The following is a 16,826-nucleotide window of genomic DNA, read 5'->3' as shown; positions in this document are numbered from 1 at the left end:
GCCCACTCTGCCCAACCACCGTTCACCGTGAGGACGACATGCTGCATCTCCCAGGCTTGACCTTTGACCATGGCGAAGACATCGCCGCGCTGCGCGAAGCAGTCCAACAATTCGCGGCGAGCGAAATCGCCCCGCGCGCGGCGGAGATCGACCGCAGCGACCAGTTCCCGATGGACTTGTGGAAGAAGATGGGCGAACTGGGCCTGCTGGGCATCACCGTCGGCGAGGAATATGGCGGCGCCAATATGGGTTACCTGGCCCACATCGTGGCCATGGAAGAAATCTCGCGCGCCTCGGCCTCGGTCGGCCTGTCCTACGGCGCCCATTCGAACCTGTGCGTCAACCAGATCAAGCGCAACGGCACCGAGGAACAAAAACGTCGCTATCTGCCGCAACTGATCTCGGGCGAGCACGTCGGCGCGCTGGCGATGTCCGAGCCGAATGCCGGTTCCGACGTGGTCAGCATGAAGCTGCGCGCCGACCTCAAGGGCGATCGTTACGTCCTGAACGGCAACAAGATGTGGATCACCAACGGTCCGGATGCCGACACCCTGGTGGTGTACGCCAAGACCGACCTCGAGGCGGGCCCGCGCGGCATGACCGCCTTCCTGATCGAAAAAGGCTTCAAGGGCTTCTCGATCGCGCAGAAACTGGACAAGCTGGGCATGCGCGGCTCGCACACCGGCGAACTGGTGTTCCAGGATTGCGAAGTACCTGTGGAAAACGTGCTGGGCGGCGTCGGCAAGGGCGTCAACGTCCTGATGTCGGGGCTGGACTTCGAACGCACCGTGCTGTCCGGCGGCCCGCTGGGCATCATGTCGGCCTGCATGGACGCCGTGGTGCCGTACATCCACGAGCGCAAGCAGTTCGGCCAGGCGATCGGTGAGTTCCAGCTGATGCAGGGCAAGATCGCCGACATGTATTCGACCATGATGGCTTGCCGCGCCTATGTGTATGCCGTGGGCCAGGCCTGCGACCGCGCAACGATGCCGGAACAAGTGCGCGCCCTGCGCAAGGACGCCGCCGGCGCCATCCTGTACAGCGCCGAAAAGGCCACCTGGATGGCGGGCGAAGCGATCCAGACCCTGGGCGGCAACGGCTACATCAATGAATACCCGGTCGGCCGCCTGTGGCGCGACGCCAAGCTGTACGAGATCGGCGCCGGCACCAGCGAAATCCGTCGCATGCTGATCGGCCGCGAGCTGTTCGGCGAAACCATGTAACCCTTCATTGGAGACAGATACCATGAACGATCCAGTCGTCATCGTCGGCGCAGCGCGCACCCCGATGGGCGCCTTCCAGGGCGATTTTTCTTCCAAGACCGCGAGCGACCTCGGCGCGGTGGCGATCAAGGCCGCGGTCGAGCGCGCCGGCGTCGCCCCTGACGCGGTCGAGCACGTCTACTTCGGCAACTGCCTGATGGCCGGCCAGGGCCAGGCCCCGGCGCGCCAGGCGCTGATCAAGGCCGGGCTGCCGCTGTCGACCGGCGCCGTCACGCTGTCCAAGATGTGCGGCTCGGCGATGCAGGCCGCCATCTTCGCCCACGACCAGCTGGTGGCCGGCAGCGCCGACATCGTGGTCGCCGGCGGCATGGAGTCGATGACCAATGCGCCCTACCTGATCCCGAAGGCGCGCGGCGGCTACCGCATCGGCCACGCGCCGATGTTCGACCACATGATGCTCGACGGCCTGGAAGACGCCTACTCGCGCAACGAGAAGACCGGCGAAGGCCGCTCGATGGGCACCTTCGCCGAAGAGTGCGTGGCGACGTACCAGTTCACGCGCGAGGAGCAGGACGCGTTCGCGATCGCCTCGGTCAAGCGTGCGCAGGCCGCCAGCCTCGAGGGCGGCTTCGACTGGGAAATCGCCCCGGTCAGCGTCACCAGCCGCGCCGGCGACACCGTGATCGACAAGGACGAAGGCCCGCTCAAGGCCAAGGTCGACAAGATCCCTTCGCTCAAGCCTGCGTTCAAGAAGGATGGCACCGTGACCGCCGCCTCGTCGTCGTCGATCAACGACGGCGCCGCCGCGCTGGTGATGATGCGCGAATCGAAGGCCAAGGAACTGGGACTGACGCCGATCGCGCGCGTGCTGGGCCACGCCACCCACGCGCAAGAGCCGAACCTGTTCACCACCGCCCCGATCGGCGCGATGCACAAGCTCTTCAAGAAGACCGGCTGGACGGCCGGCGACGTCGACCTGTTCGAGATCAACGAAGCCTTCGCCGCGGTGCCGATGGCCGCCATGCGCGACCTCGACATCCCGCATGGCAAGGTCAACGTCCACGGCGGCGCCTGCGCGCTGGGCCACCCGATCGGCGCCTCCGGCGCGCGCATCATCGTCACCCTGCTCGGCGCGCTCAAGCGCAGCGGCGGCAAGCGCGGCGTGGCCTCGCTGTGCATCGGCGGCGGCGAGGCCACCGCGATGGCGATCGAGCTGGTGTAACCCGTCGACCAGCGCGGCAATGATGAACGAACCATGCGAACATTGAGGATTCAACCGTTCACAGGGAGTTCATCATGCCAACCGCACTGATCATCGGCGCCTCGCGCGGCATCGGCCACGAGATGGTCCGCCAGTACCGGCTCGAGGGCTGGCGCGTCATCGCCACCGCGCGCAAGCAGGAAGATTGCGACGAGCTGGTTCATATGGGCGCAGTGGCGCACCAGCTGGACGTCACGAGCGCCGAATCGATCGCCGCGCTCGGCTGGCGCCTGGACGATGAAAAGATCGATAGCGCCTGGCTGGTGGCGGGTGTCTACGGCCCGGATCACGGCAGCTTCCCGACCGGCCCGGAATTCGACGCCGTCATGCACACCAACGTGCTGGCCGCGATGCGCCTGATCCCCATCATCGGCCCGCTGCTGGCCGACACGCGCGGCAAGCTGGCGGTGGTTTCCTCGCGCATGGGATCGATCGGAGAGCGCACGGGCACCGAAGGCACGCTGTACCGCGCCAGCAAGGCGGCGCTCAACTCCGTGTTGAAGGACGCGTCGATCACCTATGGCGCGCAAGGCGTCACCTGCGTCGCCTTCCATCCGGGCTGGGTCCAGACCGATATGGGCGGCTCCAGCGCCAGCCTGACGCCGGAGCACAGCGTGCGCGACCTGCGCGCTACCCTGGCGAAGGTGGACGCCAGCGCCAACGGCAGCTTCCTGAACCACGACGGCGCCGCCATCGCCTGGTAGGCAATCACTACACATAAAAAACACACGAGACACCATGATCCTGAGCGAAGAACACCAGATGATCCGCGACGCCCTGCGCAGCTTTGCGCAGGAGCGCCTGGCCCCCAACGCCGCGCGCTGGGACCGCGAACACCATTTCCCGAAAGAGGAACTGAAGGAACTGGCGGCCCTGGGCGCCTTCGGCGTGGCGGTGCCGGAGCAGTACGGCGGCGCGGGCCTGGACTACGTGTCGCTGGCGCTGGTGCTCGAAGAGATCGCGGCCGGCGACGGCGGCACCTCGACCATCATCTCGGTCAACAACTGCCCCGTGTGCAGCATCGCCATGATGTACGCGAACGAGGAACAGAAGGAGCGCTGGCTGCGTCCTCTCGCCCAGGGCGCGCTGCTGGGCGCTTTCGCCCTCACCGAGCCGCATACCGGCAGCGATGCGGCGGCGCTGCGCACCACCGCCACCCGCGAGGGCGACAGCTATGTCATCAACGGCGCCAAGCAGTTCATCACCAGCGGCAAGCATGGCGACGTGGCCATCGTCATGGCCGTCACCGACAAGGCGGCCGGCAAGAAGGGCATCAGCGCTTTCTGGGTGCCGACCGCTACGTCCGGCTACATCGTGGCCGGCATCGAGCAGAAGATGGGCCAGCATTCGTCGGACACGGCGCAGATCGTGTTCGACAACTGCCGCATCCCGGCGGCCAACCTGATCGGCGAGGAGGGCATGGGCTACAAGATCGCCCTGTCCGGGCTGGAGGGCGGCCGCATCGGCATCGCCTCGCAATCGGTCGGCATGGCGCGCGCGGCCTACGAGGCGGCGCTCGGCTATGCGAAGGAGCGCGAGAGTTTCGGCAAGCCGATCTTCGAGCACCAGGCGGTGCAGTTCCGCCTGGCCGAGATGGCGATGAAGATCGAGGCCGCGCGCCAGCTGATCCTGCACGCCGCCGCGATGAAGGATGCGGGCCTGCCCTGCCTCAAGGAAGCGGCGATGGCCAAGCTGTTCGCGTCAGAGATGGCCGAGAACGTCGTGTCGAGCGCGATGCAGGTGTTCGGCGGCTACGGCTACGTGGCCGACTTCCCGGTCGAGCGCATCTACCGCGACGTGCGCGTGTGCCAGATCTATGAAGGCACCAGCGATATCCAGAAGATCCTGATCGCGCGCGCGCTGTGAGCCTGCCCTTACTGCGGATCGTGCCGCTCGAGCCCGAGCGGCTGGCGCAGCTGTTCCAGTATCTCGACGACCAGCTGCAGGAAAATGGCCGCGGCGGCATGCCGCTGTTCCAGCCGCTGTCGCGCCTCCAGTCGCGCGTGCCGCCCGAGAAGGCGGCGGCCTTCGCGGCCAGCTTCTCGGTGCCGTTCGGCCAGCCGGGCTGGCGCCATATGTGGATCGCGCTCGACACGCTGGGTGCGATCGCGGGCCATGTCGACCTGCGCGCGCGGTCCGATCCAGCTTCCATCCACCGCGCGCTGCTGGGCATGGGGGTGCAGCGCGACTACCGGCGCTTTGGACTGGGCCGGCAACTGGTCGAGACGGCGCTGGCCTGGGCTGCCGCCACGCCGCCGCTCGAATGGGTCGACCTCGACGTGCTGTCGGTAAACCTCCCCGCGCGCCGGCTGTACGAACGCGCCGGCTTCGTCGTCACGGGCGAGGTGCCCGACCTGTACCGCATCGATGGCGAATCGCACGGCTCGGTCATGATGAGCCGGCGCGTCAGGTAACGGCAGGCTCCAGCAGCGTGATCGTCTGCGCCCGTGTATCGATCCGCGCCTGGATCCCCATCGGCAGGGTGAACTGGTTGCGGATATGCCCGATCGAATAGCCAGACACCGCCGGAATCGTCAGCGGATGCAGGTGCAGGCCCAGCGTGCGCTCCAGCGTGAGCGAGATGTCTTCGTGCTCCGGCCCGCAGTTCTCGCAAATGCCGACCACCAGCGCCGCCGCGTTCTTGAAGCCGCCCGCCAGGTCGAGCTGGGTCATCCAGCGGTCGATGCGGTACGGCGCTTCGTTCACCTCTTCCAGGAACAGGATGCTGCCCGCGATGTCGGCCGCATACGGCGTGCCGGCCAGCGCCGCCACCAGCGACAGGTTGCCGCCCATGAGCGGACCGGTGGCCACGCCGTGGGTGAAGGTGTGGACGCCGAAATGCGGCTCGCTCGCGGCGCGCTGCGCGTTCTCGTGCGACATCGGGATCGTGTAGCTGGCCTGCGGCTCGGTCAGCACCGCCATCATGTGCTGGCTCGAATACGCCGTCATCGTCGACGAGGCCACCGGGCCGTGGAAGGTCACCAGGCCGGTCTGTTTAAAAATCGCGAGATGCAGCGCCGTGATGTCGGAATAGCCAACCAGGACCTTGGGGTTGCGGCGAATGAGCTCGTAGTCGAGGCTCGAGACCAGCGAGATGCAGCCCGAGCCGCCGCGGATCGGCCAGATCGCTTTCACTTCCGGATCGAGGAACATCGCATGCAGGTCGGCCAGGCGCTGCTGCACCGAGCCGGCATAGTTGCCGAACACTTCGCGCAGATAGGCGCCTGTCTTGACCTTGAAACCCAGCGCTTCGATATTGCGCACCGCCTTCTCGATGGCGCGGTCGTTGGTGTAGCCGCCGGGCGCGATCAGGCCGACGGTGTCGCCGCGCTTCAGGCGGGGCGGTTTGATGAGTTTTTTCATGGGGCGTGAGGGGTGCTGGCGCGCTGCGGCAAGGCCGGGCAAGGCAAGGGACAAGGCGGCGGCGATGGCGCCAAAGCTGCGACGGCTGATCTTCATGCGTGAGGCAGGACTCCAGATGAACAAAGGCCCGCGCCGGGAGGCCGAAAACCTCCATGGCGCGGGCCCTCAGTGTAGGCCAATCAGAAGAACTTGTAGTTGGCCATCAGGGTGAACGAGCGGCCCCGCGGATCGGCGACGCGCGGTTCCCAGCTGCTGCCGGCGCCGGTGTTGCTGTCGTAGGTGATCGCGAACGGCGGATCTTCGTCCAGCAGGTTCTTGACACCCGCGGTCAGGCTCAGGTTCTGGAAGCCCGTGTAGTTCACCGACAGGTTGAAGATCGAATAGTCGTCGACCTTGCTGCTGTAGTTCGACGGCACGATGCGACCGCTGGCCACGCCCGGCAGCACCTGGTCTTCATAGCCCGAACGGTAGATGTTCTGCAGCATGCCGCTCCAGTTGCCCTGCTTGTAGGTGACGTAGGCGCTGTGCTTCCACTTCAGGCCCAGGTCGCCGGTGAACAGGAAGCGGCCCACTTCGCTTTCGCCGAACTCCGAGTTCTTCGTGGCGCGCGACTTCTTCTCGAGCAGGCGCGAGCCGTCCAGGCCCACGGTCCACACGGCGCCGGTGCTGAACTTGCCGTTCAGGCGGGCGCCGACTTCGACGCCGCGCGTGATGCGCTCGCCGGCATTGAGCCAGCGCTGGTCGATCGCCACCAGGTTACCGGCCGGGTCGCGGAAGAACTGGTCCTGGAACAGATTGTAGTTCTCGACCATGGTCGCCACGTTGAACGAGTCGATCGTGTCGTACTTGCGGATCTCCCACAGGTCGGCATTGGCCGAGAAGTAGTTGGTCGGCTCGAACACCACGCCCAGGCTGCCCTGTTTCGCGGTTTCCGGTCCCAGCGTATTCTTGCCGCCGGTCAGCGTGATCGGATTGACGGCATCGCAGCCCGGCACGGTGGAATCGACGCGGCCGATCGGGCAGGTGGCCGGGTCGGCCAGATCCTTGCCTGCATACGGCGACTCGGTCACGCCGTTGAACAGCTGGTTGAACGACGGTGCGCGGAAGCTTTCGTTGTACGAGCCGCGGAACATCAGTTGCGGGATCGGCTGGTAGCGGAACGACACCTTCGGATTGGTGGTGGCGCCGAAGCCCGTGTAGTCGTCGCGGCGGATGGCGAAGGTCAGTTCCAGCGCCTGGGTCACCGGCACCAGCACCTCGGCGTAGATCGCCTTGATGTCGCGCTTGACCTGGTCGAGCGCGTTGACGTCGTCGAACGGCGCGTTCAGGATCGCCGGACGCGCGTCGGCGGCGCGGCGGTCGCCATTGAACTTGTATTCCTCGCGGCGCAGGTCGGTGCCCAGCGCGGCCATGACGGGGCCGGCCGGCAGGTTGAACAGTTCGCCCGAAATCGCGGCATCGAACTGCGTCATGGTCACTTTGCCGCCATACATCACCACGCCGGCGGCCGAGGTGGCGCGGATCGCGTCGATCGCTTCCTGGCTCTGGCTCTGGCCCGGCAGCAGGAACGGGTTCACGATGCCCGAACCCAGCACGTCGGCCAGCGCCCGGGTGTAGTTGTAGCCGGTGCCCAGCGTCGAATCCGATTCGCTGAAGGCGCGCGACAGGCCCACGCGGTAGTCGTAGCGCTTGCCGAACAGGCTCAATGGTCCGTCGGCGCCCAGCAGCAGGCGGCCGGCCTTGGTCTCGGTCTCGATCTCGCGGTTGCCGCACTCCATGCAGCGCCAGCGGTAGGCGATCGGCAGGCCGTAGTTGGCCGAGATGCTCGGGAAGACCTTGACCAGCGCGTTGTACACGTCGTCGTAGGCGGCGCCGGTGCTTGGGTAGAACGAGGTCGGACCGAAGGTCGAGGCGGAAGGAGAAATCTGATTCGGCGAGAAGCGCTTGGCTACTTCGACGCGCGAGGCCACGCCTTCGGCATAGAACTCGTGCTCGCCCATGCGGAAGGTGGCGCGCGCCAGCGCATTCGAATTCTTGACCGGCTGCTGCAGCACGGCGGCGCGGCCGGTATCCCAGGCGCAGCCATAGGCGGCGCCCGGCGAATCCCACAGCTTCTCGTCGTAGGCGCCCATGCCGTCGATGCTGTCGCAGCCAGGGCCGCCCGGCAGGTCGAGCAGGCTGATGCCGTTGTAGGCCACGGTGCCGCCGCCCGGGATGGTCGGACCGGTGCCGGTGCGCGACAGCAGGGTCGGCGCCAGGGTGGTGGCGAAGATGTTGCCGCTCGGCGTGCCGCGGGTATCCACCGACACGCCGCGGTTCGGCTGGAAGGTATTCACGAAATCACGCTGGTCGCCGCGCAGCGCCTTGTTCTCGCTGTGCGCGGCCGTCACCAGCACGTTCCAGCCCTGGGTGTCGAGGTCGCCCCAGCCGCCGGTGATGGTGGCGCGGCCGATCTCGCCGCCGCTCTCTTCGGCGATGTCGGTGAAGGCCTGGGCTTCCAGGCCCTTGTAGTTCTTGCGCAGGATGAAGTTGATCACGCCGCCGATCGCGTCGGTGCCATACACGGCCGAGGCGCCGTCCTTCAGCACTTCGACGCGCTCGACCGCCGCCATCGGGATCGAGTTCAGGTCGACCGCCGAGCCCTTCATGCCGTGGGTCGCGACGCGGCGGCCGTTGAGCAGCACCAGGGTCGAATCGGAACCCTGGCCGCGCAGGTTGGCGCTCGAGGCGCCGTTGTTGCCGCGCTGGGCGCCGGACGTCACGTCGGCGTTCGACGCCAGGTTGTCGGAACCGTTGCCGTTGACGTTCAGGGTCGCGATCAGCTGCTCGGCCGTCACGATGCCCTGGTCCTCGAGCTGTTTGCGCGAAATGATTTCAACCGGCAGCGCACCTTCCTTGGCGATGCGCTTGATGCTCGAGCCGGTGATTTCCACCCGCTGCATCGACGCTTCCGCCTGTGCCTGCGCTTGTGCCACGATCGGGGCGGCAGCGCCCATCAAGGCCATCCACTGTGCCAGCTTTTTTAATTTCACCGTGTTTCTCCTAACGTTTCCCTTGGCGGTCTTGGGCCAGTCTGGTGCACCGCAGGGTGCGGCGCCTGGCCTGCTCTCTTCGTAATGGCTAGTTCGCTCTTAGCATTACGTTATGTTGTGAATTCAGAGTACGCCCACAAAAATCTCAGGTGCCAATGAATTATCCGGAGGGCAGTATAACCAGCAGGAATATTTTATTTAGGAAAAACTAACGGAATCTATCGCTTAGCTCTGGCGGAGCGTGCTCTTTGCGCAACATCGACATCGAGGTAACGCCAGGTCGTGAATTCGACCGGATGCCGTTTGTAGTTTTTCAACCACGGATGACGCAGGTCGCCGGACAGCACATGGGTCAACGGCACCCATGGGTTATAGGCGTGGATGAGCTGATTCATCTCGAAATACAGCTGCTTGCGCTGCGCACCATCGCCGAGCAGACGCGCTCTTTCGTAGCGCACGTTGTACTCGGGCAGGTTGAAACGCGCGTAGTTGGCGCGGCCCGCGTTGGGTCCGTACAGCAGCTGATAAAAATTGTCGCCGTCGGGGAAGTCGGCAATCCAGTTACTTTCGAACATCTGCACCGTGCCCAGGCGCGACGCCTTGATGATCTCGGTCTTCTTGTCCGACTTGAACACCACGCGCAGGCCGATCGCGTTCAGGCATTTTCTCCACAACTCGTCGCGCAGGCGGCCGCCGACGGTGGCTTCGCTGTGCATCGTGAGCGTGAGCGGCTTGCCACCAGGCGCGCGCCGGAAACCATCGGCATCGCGCCCGTCGTAGCCATGGCGGTCCAGCAGCGCGTTGGCCAGCGCCGGGTTGTAGGGCACCGGGCTGCGGTAATCCGGATCGTAGCCGAGCACGTTCGGCGGCAGCGGCGATTCGGCCTTGATCGCGAATCCCTTCTTGAGCAGCGCGATGTCTTCCGCGCTGTTGTACGACATCGAGATCGCGCGCCGCAGCGCTACCCTGTCCTTTCCGTAGCCGCCGACCACCGGGTCGTTCATGTTCATCCACATGTAATAGGTCTGCAGCACCGGGAAGCGCGACAGCACGATGCCGCGCGCCGCCAGCTCGGGTTTGAGTTCGCCATCGCGCACCACCATCTCGGTCATCGATTCGGGAATCTGTTCCAGGTAGTCGTATTCGCCATTCAGGAAGCCCAGCATGCGGCCCTGGAATTCCTCGGCGATCTTCACGTCGATCCGGTCCACCCGCGGCAGGCGTTTTCCGTTCAGGGCGGCGGCAATCGCCCGGTCTTCCGGGTCGTCTCCCGGCGTGGCATGGAACACGGCCGTCGAATAGGGATTCGCCAGCAGGACGATGCGGTCGCTGCGCTTCCATTCCTTGACCATGAAGGGGCCGGTGCCGACCGGATGGTTGCCGGCCTGGCCCGGATAGGCTTCGATCACCTCGCGCGCCACCACGCCGGTGGCCGGGGTGGCGAGATAGAACAGGAAGTTGTTGTCGGGCGCGGCCAGGCGGATGCGCAGGGTGTAGCGGTCGACCGCCTCCACCTGCTTGCCTTCGAGCATATACGACCAGGGCGACCTGAGCGACGGGTCGCGCAGGCGCTCGAGGCTGTAGACATAGTCGGCGGCGGTGACTTCTCGCTTCACGCCCTTGAAGGCCGGGTCGGGCGTGAAATGGATGCCGGGGCGGATGCGGAAGGTATACGTCAGGCCGTCGGCGCTCACCTGGGGCATCGCAGTTACCGTGTTCGGCCGCAGCTTGGCCGGCCGCGCCAGGTAGTCGTAGCGCAGCAGCGGATCGAACAGGTTTTCCAGCAGCGACAGGGTGGCGTTGTCGGACGCCATCGCCGGGTCGAGCCCCGTTTCGCTAGTGGACAGGAACATGCGCAGCACTTTTTGCTCCGACTGCGCCGGCGGCTGCGCCTGGGCCTCGGCCGCCTGCGCACCAAGGCAGGACAGGGTGAAAACTAGGGCGGCGGCGTAGCGGAATGTCATGACGGCGGGTCGTGTTGGGCGTTGCGTATCATAGGCCGGCGCCCTGCCCGAGGCAACGCTCATAACTTTTGCACATGGTGCGGCTGCATTCTTTCATCCACGCGGCTTGCCCTCAGCCCCTGTCCACTGCACAATCGTGCGATACCCAGCAGCGACCTACTTCATGGCACTCAATTACATCTGGACTGGCTTCTTCCTCGTCGGCTTCATCGCGGCATTGGGACAATGGATCTTCCTCGGCGACGCCGAGGTCTTCAAGCGCATCATCGACGGCACGTTCTCATCCGCCAAGATGGCGGTGATGGATATCGCGCTGCCGCTGGCCGGCGTCATGACGCTCTGGCTGGGGATCATGAACGTGGGCGAGAAAGCCGGGGCGATCAATGCCTTCGCGCGCGTCATCGCCCCCTTCTTCTCGCGCATCTTCCCCGGCGTGCCGAAGGACCATCCGGCCAACGGCCACATGGTGATGAATTTCTCGGCCAATATGCTGGGCTTGGACAATGCCGCCACGCCCTTCGGCCTGAAGGCGATGGAAAGCCTGCAATCGCTGAACCCGAAGAAGGACGAGGCCAGCGACGCCCAGATCATGTTCCTGGTGATCCAGACCTCGGGGCTGACCATCATCCCGCTGGCCATCATGGCCCAGCGCGCGATCCTGGGCGCGGCCAACCCGGCCGACATCTTCATCCCGACCCTGATCGCCACCTATTGCTCGACCATGACAGGCATCATCGCGGTTAGCTTGCGCCAGCGCATCAACCTGCTCGACCCGGTGGTGTTCGCCTGGATCGGCGGCGGCACCGCGCTGATCGGCGCCCTGGTGTTCGTCTTCACCCACTTCCTGGACAAATCGCAGATCGAATCGGTCTCGCTGATTTCCGCCAACCTGATCCTGTTCTCGGTCATCGCCGTCTTCATGGCCGGCGCCCTGCTCAAGAAGGTGAATGTGTTCGACGCTTTCATCGAAGGCGCCAAGGGCGGCATCGAGACCTCGCTCAAGATCATCCCCTACCTGGTCGGGATGCTGGTCGCGATCAGCGTGGTGCGCAACTCGGGCATCCTGGGCCTGATCGTGAGCGGCTTCGCCTGGTTCTTCAATGCGCTCGGCCTGCCGACCGATTTCGTCGGGGCGCTGCCCACGGCCCTCATGAAGCCGCTGTCGGGCAGCGGCTCGCGCGCCATGATGATCGATGCCATGACCACCTACGGCGTCGATTCCTTCGTCGGGCGCCTGGCCAGCATCCTGCAAGGCGCCGCCGACACCACCTTCTATATCGTCGCCCTGTATTTCGGCTCGGTCGGCATCCGCAAGACGCGCTATGCGATCGGCTACGGCTTGCTGGCCGACCTGGCCGGCGTCATCGGCGCCATCTTCGTCGCCTATCTCTTCTTCGGCTAAGTCTTCTTCACTCAAGGAACAGCATGCTCCAACGCTCCGTCTTCGCTCTTGCCGCGCTCTTCACGAGCATCTCGTTCGCCCACGCCCAGCTGCCGCAACCGGTGGCCCAGGCGCTGCAGCAGAACGGCATCGGGCAGGACGAGATCGGGGTGCTGGTGCTGCGCGGCGACGCCACCGTGCTGGAACACCGGGCCGGCCTGCCGATGCAGCCGGCATCGACCATGAAGCTGGTGACGACCCTGGTCGGCCTGGAACGCCTGGGCCCCGCCTTTCGCGGCCGCACCGAGCTGCGCACCACTGGCCAGGTCGAGGACGGCGTGCTGCGCGGGAGCCTGTACCTGAAGGGCGGCGCCGATGCCGACTTATCCGGCGAACACATCGCCGACATGCTGCGCGCGCTGCGCTACGAGGGCATCGAACGCATCGAGGGCGACCTGGTGCTCGACCGCGCTCTGTTCCAGCCGGATCGTCCGGATGTCGGCCTGCCGCCCTTCGACGAGTCGCCGGAGGCGTATTACAACGTGATCCCCGACGCCCTGCTGGTCAACAAGAACATGCTGCAGCTCGACATGCGCTCCACCGCGTCAACCCTGCAGCTGCGCATGCATCCGCAACTGGAGCGGGTCTCGGTGGCCTCCGAGATGACCCTGGTCGACGCCGACTGCGCCCAATGGGAGGCCGGCTGGAAGCTGCCCGAGGCGCAGCGCCAGCCCGATGGCCGCATCAAGATGGTCTTGCGCGGCACCTTTCCGAAGAACTGCAACCGCAGCTACGGCGTCAACGTGCTCGATCGCGACGATTACGTGAGCCGCCTGGTGCGCCAGACCTGGAGCGATCAAGGAGGCGTGCTGAGCGGCCGCACCATCACCGGCGCGACGCCGCCCGACGCCCGCCTGCTCGCCGCCCACGTGTCGCGGCTGCTGCCGGAACTGGTGCGCGACACCAACAAGCCTTCCGACAACGCGCTGGCGCGCACCCTGTTCCTGAGCCTGGGCAGCCTGCAGGCCGACCCGGTGACGGGCAGCCTGGCGCTGCCGCTGGCCGGGGAATCGACCTTCGCCCGCGCCGACGCCGCCGTGCGCGCCTGGCTGCGCGAAAAGCAGATCGACGACACCGGCTTCGTGATCGACAACGGCTCCGGCCTGTCGCGCATCGAACGCATCAGCGCGCAGCAGATGGCGCGCCTGTTGCAGGCCGGCCTGCGCAGCCCCTGGGCGCCGGAATTCCAGTCCAGCATCCCGATCGGCGCGGTCGACGGCACCATGCGCCGCCGCCTGCAGGACAGCCCCGCCGCCGGACGCGCGCGCCTCAAGACAGGCTCGCTGCGCAACGTCACCGCCCTGGCCGGCTACGTGCCGGACGCGAACGGCATTCCTTGCGTGTTCGTGGCGATGATCAACAGCGAGCAAAGCGGCAACGGCCGCGGCAGAGTCGTGCTCGACACGCTGGTGGACTGGGTGGCGCGCTCGGGCGCCGCGCCCTGAACCGGGAATGCACAGGTAAACAATGCTGTCGAAACAAGGTCACTATCGAATTACTATAATTCGTTAGTTTTCGATAGCAAAAGCTGACACAATAGCGGCCTGGTGTGTGTCCCGCGCTCCGGTTCCGCCTCCGCAGGACGCGTTGCCGACCTTCAAGTTTGGCTGTCCTGATCATCCATGAAATTCCATCCCCTGACCGGAGAATTCGCGCGCGCCGCAGACGAGACCGAATTCCTGAACAGTCAGCTCCCCCGTACGCGCTCGCTGCTCGGCTTCACGCTGCTGTTCTGCGTCGTGTTTTTCCAGTTCTTCTTCCTGACCGATATCGCGGCGCTGGGCCTGGACACCGCGCTCAGGGAGACCCTGCCGGCGCGCCTGGGCGTGGCCGTCAATGGCGGCATCTGCGCCTGGCTGGCCTATCGCCGCCCGCTGTCCATACGCGGCACCCGGCTGGCCGCGTCGAGCGCCGAAATCCTGTCGCTGGGCTGCTTCATGGTGGTCGCGCTGGCGCGTCCGAACGAGGTGCACTGGCATGCGCTGTCGATGGTGGTGATCCAGGTCGTGATCTACCTGTACATCCCGAACCGGCTGGCCTACGCCACCGCGATCGCGAGCGGCGGCGTCATCGTCTTCCTGACGCTGGTGCACACCCTGCTGCCGCCGCGGCCGGTGGCCGACCTGCTCACCATGGGCATGCTGCTGGCGATGATCAACACCTTCGGCATCCTGGCGGCGCGCCGTTTCAACCGGGTGGCGCGCGAGGAATTCCGGCTGCAGACGCAATTGAAGCGCCTGGCCGAGCGCGACCAGCTCACCGGCTGCTACAACCGCCACTACCTGAACGACCATCTGCTGGGCGCCGAGCTGGCGCGGGCGCGGCGCTTCGGCCATCCGGTCTCGGTGGTGCTGTGCGATATCGATCACTTCAAGCACATCAACGACACCTTCGGCCACCACCAGGGCGACCACGTGATCCAGAACTTCGCCACCCTGCTGCAGCGGATGACGCGCCAGGGCGTCGATGCGGTGGTGCGCTACGGCGGCGAGGAATTCCTGCTGATCCTGCCCGAGACCGGGCCGGCGGGGGCGACCGTCCTGGCCGACCGCCTGCGCGACGCTTTCGCCGCCAGCACCTTCACGGTCGACGGCGAACCGGTGCCGACCAGCGCCAGCTTCGGCGTGGCCGCTTTCGATTTCGCCAGCGCCGACCTGCGCGTCACCCTGCCCGACCTGATCGTGGCGGCCGACAAGCAGCTGTATGCGGCCAAGCGCAACGGCCGCAACCGGGTCGAGTCGGTCGAGCTGGCCGCGTAACTACAGCACCCGGCGGAAGGTCGCGCGCACCAGGTCGCGGTCGCCGCAATCGAAGTGCCACCATTCGGTCTTGATGCCCAGGAAGCCGGCCTGCAGCATCGCCGTGCGCAGCAGGCGGCGGTTGGCCAGCTGCTGCTCGGTCAGTTGCCCGGCCAGCAAAAAGCCTTCTTCCAGCGCCGGATGCGACAGCTCCGTCATGTCGTCGAAGCCGGTGCCCATGTCCAGTTCGACGCCGTCGGCATCGAGCAAGGTGATGTCGAGCGCCATGCCGTAGGAGTGGATCGAACCGCGCGCCGGATCGGCCAGATACAGGCGCAGGTCGGTGCCCTCGAGCGCATCCCACAACTGCTGCTGGACGCGCTGCGGACGCAGGGCGTCCAGCACCAGCGGTTTCAAGCCGGGCGCATGCACGGCCAGCCAGGCCACCGCGCGCTCGAGCGCCGCCGCCGCCTCGACGTGCAGCCAGGCGCAGTCGTAGGGCGAATACAGGTCGCGTCCGACGAAGTTGTTGGCCGTGGCGTAGCGCAGGTCGACGTCGATGCCGGCGATGCTGTCCAGGTGGCGAAATTCGGGGCTGCCGGCGATGTCCTCGCTGGCGAGGGTAAGCGTCATGGTCTACTTTTGTTCAAGGCAGGCGCGCGCGGTCGCGCCGATGCAGTTGGCCAGCTCGCGCGCCCCGTGCGACAGGGGCGAATGGCTGGCGGTGAGCAGGTACAGGTGCACCGGGATCGACGGCGACCACTGGCGGCACTGCACCTTGCTTGGGGCCGCCGAAGCGGCGGTGAACGGGTCGAGGATGGCGGTGCCGGCGCCGGCCTCCACCAGCGAGCGCGCGATCTGGTAGGTCTGCACCACGGTGCGGAACACCGGCTGCACGCCCTGGGCCTCGCAGGCGGCGACGACCATCTCGCCCAGCGGATCGCGGTCGGCCAGGCCGATCAGTTCACCGCTCAGGTCTTCGGCCGAGATCGGCTTTTTGCATTCGTCGTCGGTCCAGGTGCCGGCGGGCGCCACCACGGTCAGCAGGCCGTGCGCGATCGGCTCGGCCACGATGCCGGGATGGCGCGGATCCTGCAGCGACAGCGCGAGGTCGGCTTCGCCCAGGCGCAGCGCATTGACGATCTCGCTCGTGTGATGCGTTGCGAGTTCACAACGAGTTTCGGGAAAATCGCGGCGCCAGGCCGTCATCCCCACCGGCAGCACGCTGACCGCAATGGTCGGCGTCGACACCAGGCGCACGGTCTCGACCGCGCGGCCCTTGAGGCTGGCGGCCAGGCGGCGGATGCCCTGCAGGTCGCGGTTCAGTTTCTCGGTTTCGGCGAACAGGCGGTGCGCCTCTGGCTTGGGATACAGCTTGCCGCGCACGCGCTCGAACAGCGGCATGCCCAGCTGCAGCTCGGCGTGCTGCAGCACCTTGGTCACCGCCGGCTGGGAAATATGCAGCACCTGGGCGGCGCCGCTGATGGTGCCGACTTGCATGATGGCGTGGAACACCTCGATATGACGCAGACGCATTGCTTCATCCTTCAGTAGAAAACCCACCCCGCATACGGACAGGGTGGATGGGCGAAGGATACAGCGAAAATTGCTGTACGGCGATGGGTCACGGTGTATTCACTGGCGGCGTGGCAGGCACGGGCGCAGGCACGGGCGCGGTCGGCGGCACGTTCTCCAGCGCGCCCGGCAGCGGCTCGGCAGTCGGGGCCGGCGCCGATGGCGGCACTGGCGTACCGACCGGCGGCATGGGCGCAGTCACGGGCGCCGGCGCTTGCTGCGGCAGCGG

At 66.2% G+C, this 16,826-nt stretch carries 13 protein-coding genes; 8 read left to right on the top strand and 5 right to left on the bottom strand.

Features of this window, described 5'->3' with window-relative positions; all coding sequences use genetic code 11:
• The first annotated feature begins 38 nt into the window (after positions 1–38).
• From LO55_RS07590 to LO55_RS07570, 5 genes are all read left to right on the top strand, one after another.
• Positions 39–1,223: an isovaleryl-CoA dehydrogenase gene (locus LO55_RS07590; RefSeq protein WP_005664332.1), complete on the top strand. Its 1,185-nt coding sequence runs from the start codon at positions 39–41 to the stop codon at positions 1,221–1,223.
• A 22-nt stretch (positions 1,224–1,245) separates the two neighbouring features.
• Positions 1,246–2,445: an acetyl-CoA C-acyltransferase gene (locus tag LO55_RS07585; protein ID WP_071361025.1), complete on the top strand. Its 1,200-nt coding sequence runs from the start codon at positions 1,246–1,248 to the stop codon at positions 2,443–2,445.
• Positions 2,446–2,519: 74 nt separating this feature from the next.
• Positions 2,520–3,188 carry an SDR family oxidoreductase gene (locus LO55_RS07580; protein ID WP_071361024.1) on the top strand — a complete coding sequence of 223 codons (669 nt, stop codon included), beginning with the start codon at positions 2,520–2,522 and terminating at the stop codon, positions 3,186–3,188.
• A 34-nt stretch (positions 3,189–3,222) separates the two neighbouring features.
• Complete coding sequence (locus LO55_RS07575; RefSeq protein WP_071361023.1) at positions 3,223–4,350, top strand: acyl-CoA dehydrogenase family protein; 1,128 nt, start codon at positions 3,223–3,225, stop codon at positions 4,348–4,350.
• Positions 4,347–4,898: a GNAT family N-acetyltransferase gene (locus tag LO55_RS07570; protein WP_083415228.1), complete on the top strand. Its 552-nt coding sequence runs from the start codon at positions 4,347–4,349 to the stop codon at positions 4,896–4,898. Before LO55_RS07575 ends, LO55_RS07570 begins: the two co-directional genes overlap by 4 nt.
• Here the strand turns inward: LO55_RS07570 and LO55_RS07565 are convergent.
• The 3 genes from LO55_RS07565 to LO55_RS07555 form a co-directional block, all read right to left on the bottom strand.
• Complete coding sequence (locus tag LO55_RS07565) at positions 4,891–5,943, bottom strand: S66 peptidase family protein (RefSeq protein ID WP_071361022.1); 1,053 nt, start codon at positions 5,941–5,943, stop codon at positions 4,891–4,893. The genes LO55_RS07570 and LO55_RS07565 overlap by 8 nt on opposite strands.
• A gap of 83 nt (positions 5,944–6,026) precedes the next feature.
• Entirely contained in the window at positions 6,027–8,879 is a 2,853-nt protein-coding gene (locus LO55_RS07560) for a TonB-dependent receptor domain-containing protein (protein ID WP_071361021.1), read from the bottom strand.
• A 218-nt stretch (positions 8,880–9,097) separates the two neighbouring features.
• Positions 9,098–10,843: an ABC transporter substrate-binding protein gene (locus tag LO55_RS07555; RefSeq protein WP_071361020.1), complete on the bottom strand. Its 1,746-nt coding sequence runs from the start codon at positions 10,841–10,843 to the stop codon at positions 9,098–9,100.
• Positions 10,844–11,006: 163 nt separating this feature from the next.
• On the opposite strand from LO55_RS07555, the gene LO55_RS07550 reads away from it, so the two are divergent.
• The 3 genes from LO55_RS07550 (at position 11,007) to LO55_RS07540 (ending at position 15,043) form a co-directional block, all read left to right on the top strand.
• Positions 11,007–12,245 (top strand): spore maturation protein, encoded by a 1,239-nt coding sequence (locus LO55_RS07550; RefSeq protein ID WP_071361019.1) that lies wholly within the window; start codon positions 11,007–11,009, stop codon positions 12,243–12,245.
• A 23-nt stretch (positions 12,246–12,268) separates the two neighbouring features.
• Positions 12,269–13,729: a D-alanyl-D-alanine carboxypeptidase/D-alanyl-D-alanine endopeptidase gene (gene dacB, locus LO55_RS07545; RefSeq protein ID WP_071361018.1), complete on the top strand. Its 1,461-nt coding sequence runs from the start codon at positions 12,269–12,271 to the stop codon at positions 13,727–13,729.
• Between the two features lie 177 nt (positions 13,730–13,906).
• Entirely contained in the window at positions 13,907–15,043 is a 1,137-nt protein-coding gene (locus LO55_RS07540; RefSeq protein WP_071361017.1) for a GGDEF domain-containing protein, read from the top strand.
• Here LO55_RS07540 and LO55_RS07535 read toward each other — a convergent pair whose 3' ends face one another.
• Positions 15,044–15,655, bottom strand: coding sequence for a M15 family metallopeptidase (locus LO55_RS07535; protein WP_071361016.1), 612 nt, complete (start codon positions 15,653–15,655; stop codon positions 15,044–15,046).
• A 3-nt stretch (positions 15,656–15,658) separates the two neighbouring features.
• Positions 15,659–16,558 carry a LysR family transcriptional regulator gene (locus LO55_RS07530; protein ID WP_005664309.1) on the bottom strand — a complete coding sequence of 300 codons (900 nt, stop codon included), beginning with the start codon at positions 16,556–16,558 and terminating at the stop codon, positions 15,659–15,661.
• Positions 16,559–16,826: the final 268 nt, after the last annotated feature.

Source organism: Massilia timonae, assembly GCF_001866515.1.
Classification (GTDB): Bacteria; Pseudomonadota; Gammaproteobacteria; order Burkholderiales; family Burkholderiaceae_D; genus Telluria; species Telluria timonae.
The sequence above is the reverse complement of the archived record's forward strand: the minus strand, read 5'-3'. Positions and strand labels throughout refer to the sequence as shown.